The sequence below is a fragment of the Rubricoccus marinus genome (assembly GCF_002257665.1).
GTDB lineage: Bacteria > Bacteroidota > Rhodothermia > Rhodothermales > Rubricoccaceae > Rubricoccus > Rubricoccus marinus.
This window is the reverse complement of sequence record NZ_MQWB01000014.1, coordinates 1-14,071: the sequence shown is the minus strand read 5'-3', so window position 1 is coordinate 14,071 and position 14,071 is coordinate 1. Positions and strand designations below refer to the sequence as shown.

General features: G+C 68.3%; 10 protein-coding genes. 6 read left to right on the top strand and 4 right to left on the bottom strand.

From position 1 onward, the window contains the following. Positions 1-117: 117 nt before the first annotated feature. The 3 genes from BSZ36_RS18125 to BSZ36_RS18115 are packed head-to-tail and all read right to left on the bottom strand — an operon-like array spanning position 118 to position 5,334. Entirely contained in the window at positions 118-1,161 is a 1,044-nt protein-coding gene (locus tag BSZ36_RS18125) for a site-specific integrase (protein WP_094551938.1), read from the bottom strand. Positions 1,162-1,190: 29 nt separating this feature from the next. Continuing rightward, complete coding sequence (locus BSZ36_RS18120) at positions 1,191-1,904, bottom strand: hypothetical protein (protein ID WP_094551936.1); 714 nt, start codon at positions 1,902-1,904, stop codon at positions 1,191-1,193. Then, positions 1,870-5,334, bottom strand: coding sequence for a hypothetical protein (locus BSZ36_RS18115; RefSeq protein ID WP_094551934.1), 3,465 nt, complete (start codon positions 5,332-5,334; stop codon positions 1,870-1,872). The genes BSZ36_RS18120 and BSZ36_RS18115 overlap by 35 nt, the downstream gene beginning before the upstream one ends. Before the next feature lie 199 nt (positions 5,335-5,533). Here BSZ36_RS18115 and BSZ36_RS18110 point away from each other — a divergent pair, with 199 nt between their 5' ends. The 4 genes from BSZ36_RS18110 to BSZ36_RS18095 all read left to right on the top strand — a co-directional run bounded on the left by BSZ36_RS18110 (position 5,534) and on the right by BSZ36_RS18095 (position 11,273). After that, entirely contained in the window at positions 5,534-6,817 is a 1,284-nt protein-coding gene (locus BSZ36_RS18110; RefSeq protein WP_094551932.1) for a hypothetical protein, read from the top strand. Between the two features lie 120 nt (positions 6,818-6,937). Next, a complete protein-coding gene (locus BSZ36_RS18105; RefSeq protein WP_094551930.1) occupies positions 6,938-7,627 on the top strand; it encodes a DUF4062 domain-containing protein in 690 nt (229 codons plus the stop codon). Continuing rightward, a complete protein-coding gene (locus BSZ36_RS18100; protein WP_094551928.1) occupies positions 7,624-9,021 on the top strand; it encodes an ATP-binding protein in 1,398 nt (465 codons plus the stop codon). The genes BSZ36_RS18105 and BSZ36_RS18100 overlap by 4 nt, the downstream gene beginning before the upstream one ends. 524 nt (positions 9,022-9,545) lie before the next feature. After that, positions 9,546-11,273, top strand: coding sequence for a hypothetical protein (locus tag BSZ36_RS18095; RefSeq protein WP_094551925.1), 1,728 nt, complete (start codon positions 9,546-9,548; stop codon positions 11,271-11,273). Between the two features lie 187 nt (positions 11,274-11,460). On the opposite strand, the gene BSZ36_RS18090 is transcribed toward BSZ36_RS18095, so the two are convergent. Beyond that, the gene (locus BSZ36_RS18090; protein ID WP_094551923.1) at positions 11,461-12,732 is read right to left on the bottom strand and encodes an ATP-binding protein; all 1,272 of its coding nucleotides are present in this window, start codon (positions 12,730-12,732) and stop codon (positions 11,461-11,463) included. A gap of 318 nt (positions 12,733-13,050) precedes the next feature. Between BSZ36_RS18090 and BSZ36_RS18085 the strand changes: the two genes are divergently transcribed. Beyond that, complete coding sequence (locus BSZ36_RS18085; RefSeq protein WP_094551922.1) at positions 13,051-13,740, top strand: type 1 glutamine amidotransferase domain-containing protein; 690 nt, start codon at positions 13,051-13,053, stop codon at positions 13,738-13,740. A 154-nt stretch (positions 13,741-13,894) separates the two neighbouring features. Continuing rightward, the coding region (locus BSZ36_RS20115) for an alpha/beta fold hydrolase (protein ID WP_143537000.1) at positions 13,895-14,071 on the top strand (177 nt) is incomplete at its 3' end.

Below are 14,071 nucleotides of genomic sequence, written 5' to 3'. Positions count from 1 at the left end.
TCACCGGCCCTGGCTGGAAATGGAGCGTCGAGGCCCCCTCAGTCGCGCCTTGCCGAAGCACGATCCGATGGATCAGGGGGCGCCCGGCCCCCGCCACGTCGATCTCAGGCTCCTCGCTCACAGGCCGATCCCGTCCGTGGCGTTCTCCTCGAACAGCGCCCCCTCGCGGATGTACTCCCGGAGCACCCGCTCGCTCTTGTGCCGTGTGTGGGCCATGATCGCCCGCTCGTGCTTCCCCGCCCGCGCCGCCTGCGTCGCGAACCCGGCCCGAAGTGAGTGCCCGCTGTAGAGCGACGCGTCGAGGCCGGCCCGGCTGGCGGCCCGTTTCACGAGCTTCGCCACGGCCCCCGACATCAGGCCCGTCTCCCACAGCCGCCCCCACCGGTCCACCTTCCGGAACACCGGCCCCGCCAGCGGCGCGCCCGTCGCTTCGCGCCCAGCCTGCAGCCAGCTCCGCATCGCGCGCACGGGGCACGTTAGGTGCGCCCGCCCGTAGTGAATACCGAGCGTCGCGCCGCGCCCCTCCTGATCGGCCTTCGAGCGAGGGAGCCGGAGCCGCATCCCCTCGGCCGTGAACTGGACGTGGTCGGCCTCGATGGCCACGAGTTCGCTCCGGCGGAGCGCTCCTGCGAACCCCACCAAGAGGATTGCTCGGTCACGCTTGGCTGCCAGCGTCCACTCGCCGTCCTCGCCCCGGGGCAGGGCCTCGATCATGTGCCGGAGGTCGTCGGGGAGGGCAGGGGAGACCTTCTCGACGGCGACCCCCTTCGTCCGCGTGATCCCGGCCCACACGCTGTGGAGCGGTTCATCTCGCCGGCTCGCCGGCGCCTCGTGCCCCGTCTGTCGGTGGGCCTGGTTGATCGCGCTCAGCCGTCGCTCCAACGTCGACACCTTGAGCCCCGGCGTCGGCCGCCCGTCCGCGTCGTCTGGCCCCACCTCGGCGCGGCTCGCGACGTACAGGGCCACCGTCTCCAGCGAGGCGGGAAGGGCGGGGAGCGTTCGGTCGTCGCACCACGCGCAGAAGTCGGCCCAGTCGGCCCGGTACGCCCGCTTCGTGTTCGCCGCCGTTGCCACGCGGGCGAATGCCCGTGCCCGCTCGGCGTCCTCCTGGATGCGGGCGGAGACGACCGTATTGGTGCGGGGCTGGAGGGCGTCGGACAACGGGAGGGGAGACGGTAAGGACCGATAAGCTACGAGCGCCGATGCCTCAGCTCGTCGATGAACCGGGCGAGCTCGGCGCGCACTTCGGGGCGGTCCATCGCCTGAAGCTCGGCGCGGTACGGTGCGAGCAGCCGCTCCGCACGCTCGCCCACACCGTCTGGGTCCAGCCACAGCAACTCGCGGCCCCGTAGGTCCGGCGTCCAGAACAGCACGCCGATGCCCTCATCGCCCGCCTCGGGGGCGGGGTACAGGACGTAAGCGCCTGGCGTGAGGGGAGAGGGAAGTAGGTCGAGGGGGAGGGGACCGGGCGCCAGCGTGGGTTCGATGGCAACGGCCTCCTCCAGGGGGTGAGCCGCGATCACGGTCGCCACCCGCTCCGTCTCCTCCTCGGTCCGAGTAGGCATGGGGGCGAGCCAGAGCCCCCGCTCCCGGACCCACTCCCACGAGACCGTCTCGGTGAGGCGCCCCAGCCAGGAACTCACGGTGTCGATTGTGGCCGCCCGCTCCAGCCACCCGACCAGTTCGCTCGTTCGGGCTACCCACAAGGTCTTTTTCGAGTCGTCGGCCTCTGAACGGTGGAGGTCCGCCAGCCCCGACCGAACGCCGATCCGGAATGTCCACCGTCCTCCGTGGTCGTCGCTGAGCCACACCGTAAAACCCCGCTCGGAGATCTCGATGCCGCCGATCCCCTTTGCGCTCACTCGGCCGTCATTCGCCATCGGTGTCGGGGCCTGCGAGCGCATCGCTGAGGTCGACGTGGCTCCGTACGAGGATGCGGTTGACGGCCTGGCGCGCAAGGGCTCGGGCCTCGCCCCCGGCCTCCGCTGCTCTCCGGAGGATCGTCCGCATCTCGGCCTCCTGGCCGTAGAGGTGCCCGCGTTCGGCCTGGACGAGCAGGTCGAGCACGCGGACCGCGAGGGCTGGGTCGTGGCCATCGTCCGCCGCCAGCCATTCGATCAGCCGGTGTCCCTCGCGCGTCTCGCCCCGGCTCGCCGCGAGGGCCTCGACGAGGTGGGGGAGCGACCACGCAGAGTCGAGCCTGTTGATCGGCGGCCACGCGGCGAACGCCTCGCCGACATCGGGTGTGAGCTCGAACCGCTCACGCATCCATTCCCACGCCCGGACCACCCGTTCACCGAGAACCCCAGGAGCGTGTCCACCCCACGACTCCCGCAGCAGTCGGCCCACCTGGCGGACGGCGAGCGCGCGAACCTCGGACGAAGAGTGCCCGAAGAGGGCCGCTCCAAGGTCTCCGTCGCCAAGCCCAGACGAGCCCAGCAGGTAGGCGTCGGCGATCTGGGCGGCCCACCGTCGGACCTCGTCCCGCACCCGCTCTTGTCGCAGGAACGGCTCGTCGGGGTAGAGGATTTCGACGAGGTCCCCGTCGCCGAGCCGTTCCAGCTCGGCGAGGTACGCCGGTCGCAAAAACTCGATCGTCTCCGTCGCGCGGCGCTGCGTGTACCCGTACCCGTCCCACGTGCCCAGCCGCAAGGCCTCGTCGTCGGGGAAGAGGAGGTCGCGTCGCTCCCGGAGCCACGGACCCGCGGCCCACATTAGGAGGGGGATGTTCTTCCCGTAGACGGCGCGAATCGCTGGAGACCGGTCGACCTCCGGGTCGAGGTGCGCGTCCAACACTTCGAAGGCCTCTGGGACCGCACTCGGTGCGTCGTCCGTCGCCCATTGCGCCCAAGCGACGTACCCCAGCACCGCGCTCATCGCGTCGCCGCGCGTGCGGTCCAGCGCACGGCTCGCCGCGCCCCGTGCCGTGTCGTCTGGGTCACCCGGCTCGGGGTCGGGGGCGTCGGTGAGCGGACGGAGGGTATACCAGACGAGGTCCCGCAAGCGCCACGGGATCGCGTCGGCGCGCAGCGCCCGGTCCAGCATCCGCGCGATCCGCTTCCACGCTCCCCGCCAATCCCGGTCGCCGTCGCGGTCACGACCCTCTCTGCCAGCGATCTCGTACGGCTGCTGGGCTGACCACGCCGCGAGACGGAGGACCGGCTCCCACTCAATGTCCTCCGGCATCTCGTCGGCCCCGTCCGCCCTCTCACTGAGCCCGTCGACGAACCTCCGCACCATGGTCGCGTCCGCGCCGATCAGGGAGTCGGCAGCGCGTGCGAACCCCGTTCGGTCCGCCCGCACCGCTCGCTCCAGCGAGGACGCAGCGGCCTCGATGCTCGGCGGATGCTCGACGAGCTCCCACTCCGCGAGCTCTCGCATCCCAGCCTCGGGGTCGGATGCCAGCAAAGCCTCGATCCTCACGAGCGTCTCCTGTGACGGGTCCGGTTCCGCCTGCTCGGGTTCTGTCTGTTCCGGAAAGAGCCCCGCGTGCTCTGCGACCCACGCCTCAGGGAGGACCGTACGTAGGCGGCTGAGGACGTGCCGTTGGATCTCACCTGACCACTCCTGGGCCTGCGCCAGGGTGACCGCCGGCCACCCGTTCCGCTCCGCCCGCTCGACGAACCACCCCGTACGAGGGCCGTCCGCTAGCAGATCGAGCAGGAGCTGCCGGTCGGCCTCCGATAGGTCTCCGAACCGAGCCTCGACAAGTCGGGCCGTTTCCTCCCACAGTGGCCTGTCGAACACACGGTCTCGGTCGGAGAGGAGAGATGCGACGTCGGACGCCGTTCCGTGCTCCCGAGCGACCGTCAGTGCGCACCTTATATACACGTGGCGCTCGCGGGCCAAGAGCCACGTGATGACCCCACTCGGTGGGGTCTCGCCCGCAGCCACCCCCAGCGCCGTCCTGCAGAGGGCACGGGCCAGCCACGCGCCGGTCTCGTACATCGACGATCCGTCATCGTCCACCCCAACGTCGTCCAACCAATGCTCGGAGCCGTCGTCCGGATCCACGTCGTCTGTCGTCCACCCGGTATAGGCGTCGACCTGGTCCGCCAGGAACTCGAGCACCTCCCACGGGACGACCGACGCGACCGCCGGCAGGTCGTCGCGCAGCCCGTTGCGGTAGTAGAACGACGAACTGGCGAGCGTGCCCGGGTCCTTCGACGGCCAGAACGCCTCGGGGTCCGGCTCCGGCGGCGGCGTCAGCCGGTACAGGGCACGGACCACGTCGAGGGCGGCACCCGCCTCGCGTTCCCGCGCGAGGTGCGCAGCCAGCTCGCTGATGTCCGCGAAGGAATTGAAGTGGAGCGGCGTGTCGAGCGCGCCGAGCACGTCGCCCGCGAGCCGCGTTCGCGCCCACTCGGCGACGAGCGTGCCCGGCAGTCGCTTCGCAGCGTCGACTAGATCGCCTACGACCCGCTGGTTGTTCGTCGGAGGCACGGCGAGTAGTGCCTCCGCCACAATGTCGTCGGGCCACACTTGGTCCCCGGCGACGCGGCGGATGAACCGTGAGGGAGGCCACACGGGGTACCACGTCGATCCCTCGTCTTCGTCGCGGACCCGACCGGTAGGGCGCGCAAAGAGCCCGACCTTGATAAGCTGGGCCACCCATAATGGGCCGTTCAAGCGGTCGAGGAACTGAGTCAATGCGGGTGGGCTCCGGAGGGCCGAAGCGACCAAGAGACCGGCGTCCTCTCGCGTCGGCGCGTCGACGGTCAGCAACCGCTCGACCTCGAAGAGCACGAGGTCGAACCGCGCTTCGAGGTGAGCGACGACCTTTCGGAGGAATACTTCGGCCTGGCGCCACACGGCCTCGAACTCGTCTCCCACTGCACGAGGCCTTCCGAGCTGGTTCCTGTGGGCTCTCGCATGGAGGCCCTGGGTTGGGCGTCCGTCCTCATCGCGCGTGAACCCGGTGAGCCGAAGCCACGCTTGGGCAAGGTCGTCGCTAGCGCCGGTAATTTGGACAATCCGTTCAATCTCGGCCCGGTGCGTGCCCTTCCTCGTCCTCTCGTCGGCGGTGCGTGCCATCTGAAGTACGCGCCGATAGAACTTTGACCTAGGACTCTTCTCGATTGTGGCGAGCAGTCGGACAGCCTCTTCCTCGTTGGGGCTGTCGTGGGGCGGGGCCCCTAGAAACCCGATCAGCGACTTTCGTATGGCCGACTCCGTCTCTCGGAGCGCGTGGCTGACGAGGTGCGATGTAGTCTCGAACCGCTGCGGCTCCACCATCATGCGGCATCCGTCGCGGTAGAACGAAGCCGCGGCGTCCTGGCCGAGTCGCTCGAGCGACTCGGCCAGCCGACGTTGCTCATCCGATGGGCGGGACATGGAGTGTATTGCTGTTATTGCAATCTAGCTCTACCCAGGCCCTGATCGCTCCACCCGTCACTGAGGTCCTCTCTTTCTCTGTCAAGGCGTGATAACGTCCCCTTATCGGTTGTTATCAGAACGAGTCTATCAACCGCCATGAGTCCGTGTTCGTGGCACGCTCGTTGATTGGAATGGTGATAATGCAATAACAGTCCCAATGCCCGAGCCCCGACCCGCAACCGACCCCCGCCGCCGGCTCTACGCCCCTAGCATCCGAGCCCCAATTCAGGACCCCGCCCACGTCGACGTCGACATCGGCGCCTTCGTCGAGCGGCTTCTCCTGTTCGACACCTACGTCTTCCACTCCCAGAACCTCTTCGAACTCCCGGTCCTGGCTGACCGGTTCGGGGTCCAGGCCCTCATCCGCCTCTTCAAGTCCGACGCCGTCGAGCTCTCCGTCGACAAGGCCTCGTTCGGCGTCTTCAGTCCGACGGATGGCCCCGCCAACCCCTACGCGCTCCACGTCGACGCCTTTCGGTACCAGCAGCCCCAGTCCTTCCACAAGGACATCCAACTCTTTCGCGAGTCCTACCAGATCTCTCGCCTCTCAGACTGGCGGTCTCTAACCAGCGCCCTCCGGGCATCCGTCGAGCGGCGCCCAGCCTCGTTCGCCGACCTTGCCGCGTCCGATCGGCAGAGGACGCACGACTTCACGATCGCCGCGACGACCCGAGGGCGGTTTGACCCGTTCGTGGAAGCTGCTCTCGCTCGAAACAGCGTCGGCCCCAACGATAGTCCGTACCGGTTCGAAGTCAGTGTTGACGACCGGGTGTTTCACGTCGACACTGACATCGAGTCCGTCTTCGGCTTCGACGCCAAGACGGCCGGGCAGGTCGTCCAGGACGCCCTCCTCGCGCTCGCCTCCGAGGTCAACCGAGTGAGCGAGATGCGCCTCTTCCGCGCCCTCACCCCGTTCTCGGAGACGGACGCCTCCCTCTACGTGTCCCACCTCGACTATCTCGTCCGCCAGGTCGACCCCGACACGCCCTCCGACGCCCTCGCGCGTGTTGTAACGCTCCAAGGGCTCCCGAATCTCCGTGCCCCCGGCGTCGCCGAGGAGGTCAACCTACACGCTCTCCTTGACGCACGCGACTCCCCCGAGGGCAAGGCGTTCCGCGACTGGCTCTGGGCGGCTCCCGATCTCACCGACGACGAGGTCCAAGAGCAGCTCGCGTATCATGTCGACTCCCTCGGGCGCCGGTTCGCCTTCTTCCTCAAGACGCCCCTCGGCCGACGGCTTCGGTGGGTGGCCGCCACGGGAACGGGTCTTGCCACGGCTGCCGTCGACCCCACCGCTGGCGCCATCGTTGGCACCGTGGCCGGCGTGGCCGCCAGCTACGCCGACGGCTTCTTGATGGACAGCGTCATCCCTCGTGAAGCCGAGCGTTCAACCCCCGCCGCGTTCATCGCCAAGCGGTACCCGAGCCTCTTCAACGTCTGACGCTGCCGTCAGCCCAAGGTACGCCCTGCCGGACATAGGCTCCCTCGGGGAATCCGACGCATGTGTCCCTGGGGACCGCTAGCTTTCGTTTTCCTCACGACTTCCGCCAGCCCCCGTTCGATGGCCCGACGACCGATCCTCATGGTGTCCTCCGCCGTCTTCGGATTCGAAGAGCTCCTCGACCGCCTCTACGCTATCCTCGACAGCCTCGGCTTTGAGGTCTGGATGTCCCACAAGGGGACTGTCCCCGTCGACTCGTCCCTCTCAGCGCTCGAGAACTGCCGACAGGTCGTCGAGGCCTGCGACCTCTTCCTCGGCATCATCCTCCCCCGCTACGGATCCGGCATCGAGAGGGACGGCGGGGAATCCATCACGCACGAGGAGATCCGCTACGCCATTGCTAATGAGAAGCCGCGATGGATCCTCGCCCACGAGCATGTGGTCGTCGCGCGCGCCCTCCTCCGCAACCTCGGGTTTGGCAGCCCCGAGGACCGCCAGGCCCTCATGGCTCGCACGGACGACGAGGGCAAGTCCCTCTTTAAGAGGAAGCCCCCCCTCGATGACCTCCGCATCATCGACCTTTACGAGCTCGCGACGCGCCACGACGTCCGGCTCGAACACCGCCGCGGCAACTGGGTCCAGACGTTCGTCACGGACGGCGACGCGCTCCTCTTCGCCACCAGCCAGTTCCGACGGTACCAGGAGGCAGAGGCCTTCGCTCGGGGGACCATCGGCGACGCCGACACCCTGATCGATGAGATCGACCGCCGCTCAGGACGCGACCCGGAGGGCTCCTCCGAGACCCCATGACGAACATCGACCAGATCATCGCTCAGGGCGAGGGGCCGTCAATCGAGTTCGTCAATGCGTTCGCGGACCCCGCCCGCGTCGCCGCCCACGTCGCTGCCCTCCTCAACAGCGGCGGCGGGTACATCCTCGTCGGCGTCGACGAACTCGGTCGGCCCTCTGGCGACGTCGATGCGGAGGCGAGTGCGACCACGCTTCAGAGCTACCTCGCCCGCCACATCACCCCCGCCACCCTCGTTGACGTCGGCGTCGATGAGACCCCTGACGGCCTCCACGTCGTAACGATCGTCGTTCCTGGCGGCAAGGACGGACCGTTTGTCGCCAACGAGCGCGTCTACATCCGTACCGGCTCCGAGACCCGCCCGGCCACCGGGGACGAGCTCCAAGCCCTCCTCCAACGTACCGTCGCCGCGACCGAGCGTTGGGAACGACGCCCAGCCCCGACCCTCAACGACGACGACCTCGACCTCGACGAGATCCGGCGGACCGTTCGGTCCGCCGCTGACCTCCAACGGGCCAACCTCCCATCCGTCGACGGCGAAGACCCTGAACGCACGCTCGCAGCGCTCGGCATGGCCACCCGCGGCGCTCTCACCAATGCCGCCGACGTCTGCTTCGGCCGCGACCCGGCCATCCGCCACCCCCAAGTCCGTGTCCGCGCCTTCGCATATGAGAGCGACCGGGCCGGCGACTTCGTCGACCACCAGACGTTCTCGGGTCCCATCGTTCAGGTCATCGAACGCGCCGCCGCCTTCATCCGAGAGCGCGCGCCGCTCTCGGCCGAATTCGAGCCCGATAACCTCCGCCGGACCAACCGCACGTCCTACCCCACCTACGTCGTCCGCGAGGGGCTCGTCAATGCCCTCGCCCACCGGGACTACGCCGCCTCGTCCAGCGGAGTCACCGTCGAGGTCTACCCCGCCCGCGTCGAAATCTGGAACGCGGGCAGGCTCCCGGAGGGATGGAAACCCAAAACCCTCTTTACTCCCCATCCCTCACTCCCGACGAACCCTGACATCGTTCACGTCCTCTACCTTCGCGACCTTATGGAGCGCATTGGGCGGGGCACCCTGAAAATGATCCAGACCTGCCGGGAAGAGGGGCTTCCCGTGCCACTTTGGGAGTCCGGCTCTCACGGCGTCCGCCTCACCCTCTTCAGTCGTGCGTCGGCGCGCGCTCCCCAAGCTGACCTCAACGATCGCCAACGCGCACTCCTCGACCGCCTCACGACCGGCGACCAGGTCACCCTCGGCGAGTACCACTCCGAGTTCGCCGACGACCTCACCGAGCGGACCGCCCGGCGGGACCTCGCAGAGCTCACGCGCATCGACCTCCTCCGGCAGGAAGGACGTGGCCGTGGGAGCCGCTACATCCGTACCAACCGGGACCCCTTCTGAACCGGACGGTACGCCGACCAAGATCACTCACACGTCCTTCCCGCCGAAGCGCGGGAGAACGCGCGGTGAGGGAAAGGGGACATGAAGCGGACACGTCCGGTTTTTTCTCAAAGGCCGAGATCGCGCCATTCGCGCTATTCGCGCTCTTTCTTGCTCGTGGCCCGGCCTGGGAAGACAACAAACCGGACATAAAGCGGACACCTCTTTGCTGTCAAAGCGACCGCTCGGGATTTGGAGGCCGTCTCTCCGAGTCGCCTGCGACGGGAGGCGAGGAGTATGACCTCGCTGCGTGAGCGAATAAGCCGGTCCATGGCCACCGTGGCTCGGACGACAGCCGCGTCCCGCTCGCGAAGCGATAGCATCGCACGAGCGAAGGCGTCGGTTCCACTCCACGGAGACGGATACCAAGGGAATGGGTGGCGCTGCCGCTGCGCGGCTTCATCAGGCAGTCGTCGATCGTCTGGTGCGCGGCCAACCTCGTAGAGGGTTCCGGCGTTGTCGATGGTGAAATACTGTCTACCTCAATGATTCAGGTACTCACTGGCAAGTTCTTCGCGACCGACGACGTCTTCGTCACCTCCCAGCGCGGCGTCCTCCACACCAACTACGCGCTGCACCGCCCGATCACGACACCGGTCGGCGTGCTCAAACCCGTCGACGACGTCTTCGGCCAGCGGCCGCTCCACCTCGTCTACGAGTTCGAGCAGCGGATCGAGAAGGTCCGGCGCGACGGGACGAAGGAGTTCATCATGGGGGTCGGGGTCGACTCGATCCTAGTGGACATGGCCGCCATCCTGTCGTTCGAGCTCCAGGTCACGTGCTCCCCAACTCCCGACGTTGTCGCTCGCCTCACCCGGAAAACCAAGCCGCCTCACAACGGAGCGCCCGCCTCGTTCGTCGCTCGCGTGTTTGATCCCGAGGTCAAATGGGACCCCTCCGACGGACCGCGCCTCGCGACATTCATCGAGGACCTCGTCGGTCTACGCCGAGACCGCTTCGAATCGGTCATGCGAGCGATCCGGCGCTACGTGACCGCTCTCCGTCGCCTCGACGACGACCCTGGAATGGCCTATGCGCTGCTCGTCGCCGCCGTCGAGTCGCTCGCGCAGAAGTACGACGACCACGAGACCAACTGGTCGGACCTACCCGACCAACGGCGCGCCCCGATCGACAAGGCTCTCGAGGGCGTTGAAGGCGAAGAAGCCGACCGAGTTCGTGAGGCGATCCTCCAACACGAGCACCTCGCTCTCGGCCGACGATTCCAGGCCTTCACCACCAACCACATCCCCGACTCGTTCTTCCGAGTCGACGCGGTCGGCCGGCCATGCCCCATCCCACGCGACCTTATCGGGGTCGCCGTTCGGCAGGCCTACAATCTGAGGTCGTCCGCAGTCCACACCTTGAGTGGCCTCCCGGACCCCATCGGCGCCGTCCCGTCCCACGCCGACTACACCGCGGTCGAGGGCCGCCCCGCGTTGACGGTCGCGGGGCTCACCCACGTCGCGCGGGCCGCAATCCGGGAGTTCGTCCGGCGGAGCGAGAAGGTCGAGACGGAGGAGATCGAGTACCTCAAGCGGATGGGCAACACGGTCTCCGTTCGCCTCGCTCCGACGTTCCTGCTCGGCTATGCCGACGGCTACAACCACGCCTCTGCCACCCGCTACCTCAGTGGGCTCCTCGAGGAGCTCGCCGCGGTCTACCTCCGCCCCGAATCAGCAACACTTACGAACCTCGCGCCCGTCCTCGAGAAGATCAGGGAGCAGATCAAGGGCGTGTCACCTGCGCAACAACGCCCGATGCTCGCGCTGTTCGTGGTCTACTGTTCCGCGGTGAACCCCGAGTCGGTCCCGGACGACTGGCTGGAGACGGCCAACCAGTACACGGCGGCCTTCGACGAGCCGTCCGTCGAGGCCCTCATCGCAGCCACTCTCGGCGGCCTCAACCTCGCGGGTCCAATCGAACCCTTGGAAGCGGCGTTCAACACCTACCTGAACCGCCGGTCGAAGAAAAACGCCTTCCACCTCCCGCCCCTCTTCGACGCCGCCATCGCGCTCGAACTCGCCGAGGCTTACCGCGAAGCGGGCTCTGAGGACGACGCGCGACGTCTCATCCAACGCGCCGTTGAGCTCTACCCGGGCGCTGAGCCTCTCCTCGCCCTCGAGCAGCCCGGGCCTCTCCCCGTCATCCAGTGGCACCACCATCTCGGCCTCCCACCTCAACCCGGCGCAAATTCTGCTTTGAGCTCCACCTAGTCGCAGACAAGGCGGCGTCCGTCACACCGATCTTCTTTCATCACATAAGGCCCGTTATGTCGCGTTCGCTTGGAAACGAATCGGCCGCATTTGACGACCGTCGAGAGTCGGGTCGGCACGGGTGAACTTGCAATAATGGCTATACCTCTTACGGCCGACAGCGGTGCCCACCCGAGACGCGACTGCGCTATGGACCGAGAAGAGATGCCGGAACGACGGCCACCCCGTCCGGCCGCCGGTACGCCTGGGGTCCCGTCGTCACGATGATGGCGTCGAGCAGATCCTCGCCTAGCCGGTCCCGAAGCCACAGCAAGTGCCTCACGTCGCGGTCGGCGATCGACCCGCTCAGCTTGACCTCGACAGCGACCACTTTGCGGTCGTCCCGCTCCACAATCAGGTCGACCTCTTGCTGCCCGCCCGCCGTCCGCAGGTGGCCGACGCCCGCCTCAGCCGCCTGGGCGTAGACCCGGACCGAGAGCGTGACGAGCGACTCGAACAGGTGCCCCAGGAGCGTCCCGTCACGGGGGACGGGTGGCCCCGCGTCGTCGCCGCTCAAGAGCGCCTCCTCGCCCGCGCCCAGGAGCCGCGCCGCCAGCGCGGGGTCGACCAGGTGGTGCTTCGGCGAGCGCGTCAGCCGCGTGATCGGGTTCCGCGTCGGCATCCAGGCGGGCACCGGGTCCACGATCCATAGCCGTTCCAGCACGTCCCGGTACGGGATGGTCGTCGTCTTGGCGGGCTTGTCGGCCTCGCCTGGCGTCGCGGCGCCCCGGATCGTCTCGTAGCTCGCGCTCGTCGCCGTCGCGGCGGCGTAGGCCGCCATCCACCGCCGGAGCAGCTGGGGCCGGCGGACCTCCCGGCCCATCTCCTCGAAGTCGGTGTCGACGATCCGGCGGAGGTACCCGTCGAGCTGCGCCCGGAGCGGTCGCCCAGAGAGGTGACGGAGTCCAGGGAACCCGGACCCGACGATCTCGCGCGTGTAGTCGGCGAGCGCGACGTGGGTCTTCCCCTGAACGTCTGGTCTGCCCCCTGCGAGCAGCGCCCGGAGGCTCACGGTCGGACCGGCGAGGCCCCGCTCGGCCAGCGACAGCGGTCGCATCCGGACGGTCACGACCCGCGCTGCGCCGGAGTGCGGCGGCGGCTGGGCCGGGCTGGCCGACCCCGTAAGGAGGAACGCTCCCGGCGCGGCCCCACCGTCGACGGCGCGTCGGACCCCGTCCCACAGCGGCGGCACCCGCTGCCACTCATCGAGGAGGACGGGGCGGTCTCCCTCGAGCAAACGCTCCGGCGCGGCCTCGGCGATCGCCCGCTGCGCGGGGTCGTCGAGCCGGTGGACCGTGGCCGCCCGCTGGAGCGCCGTCTCCGTCTTCCCCACCCCCTTCGCCCCCTCCAACGCGATCGCCGGGAGAGCAGGCACGAGCTCGTCCAGTTCGCGGTCAACGACGCGGCGGAGGTACGACATGGGGTTGGGGTAGGGAGTCTCGGCCTGCGCATCGCTCGCATCTACGCTACCGTTGCGAGCCGCCCTAAGCTACCATCACGTAGGGTCCTAGACTACCGATGAGCAAGCCGGCGCGGTGCACATGGACAGAGTGCGAGTCGGCGTCGAGGGGGACGTCGGCTCCCGCGGGCATCTGCTTTAGGCTCCGATGAGCTCTGGCATCGTGCCGGTCCGGACTCAGCGGCGACATGCGCGCGGAAAGCTCGCGGAACTGTCGGGCGCCGCGGGCTCGTTCCATCCCGACGACCTGACGTACGCCTTCCCACCTTCTCTGTTGATATGAACGTCCTGATGATCCTGACCTCCCACGACGAGCTCGGCGACACTGGCAACAAGACCGGCTTCTGGCTCGAAGAGTTTGCCGCGCCCTACTACGTCTTCAAGGACGCCGACGCGACGATCACGCTCGCCTCGCCGAAGGGCGGACAGCCCCCGCTCGACCCGTCCAGCGACACCGAGGACAACCAGACCGACGACACGCGCCGCTTCAAGGCCGACGACGACGCCCAGGCCGCGCTCGCCAGCACGACCAAACTCGACCAGATCGCCGTCGGCGACTTCGACGCTGTCTTTTACCCCGGCGGCCACGGCCCCATGTGGGACTTGGCCGAGGACAAGGCCTCAATCGCGCTTATCGAAGATGCCATCGCGGCCGGCACGCCCGTCGCCGCCGTCTGCCACGCGCCCGCCGTGCTCCGCCACACGAAGGCCGCCGACGGCTCGCCGCTCGTGAAGGGCAAGACGGTCACCGGCTTTACCAACTCCGAGGAGGCGGCCGTCGGCCTGACCGACGTGGTGCCGTTCCTGATCGAGGACATGCTCCAGGCGAAGGGCGGCGACTACTCCAAGACCTCCGACTGGGGCGTGCACGTGGTCCAAGACGGGCTGCTGATCACGGGCCAGAACCCGGCCTCGTCCGGCCCGGCCGCCGAGGCGCTCCTGCGCGCGCTCGAGACCGCCGAGGCGTAGTCGTCGCCTGCCGCGCCGCTGCTCGAAAAGCGGGCCTACACGCCCCGAGATGCCCCACGGTCTTTTATGCTCTCTCGGAAAGGCCCGCACGGCCTCTACATGAGAGCGCGCCACCCCAACTGCGGGATCTAACAAGGTCCTGCTCGGAACCCCCATGAACATGAACTACGTCCGTAAGGGGACCGGCCCCCCGCTCCTCCTCGTCCACGGGCTTGGCGGCACGTGGCGCTCCTGGGAGACGGTCCTCGACGCCCTCGCCGCCGAGCGCGACGTGATCGCCCCGGACCTCCCCGGCTTCGGCGAGACGCCGCCGCTCGACGGCGAGGTCTCC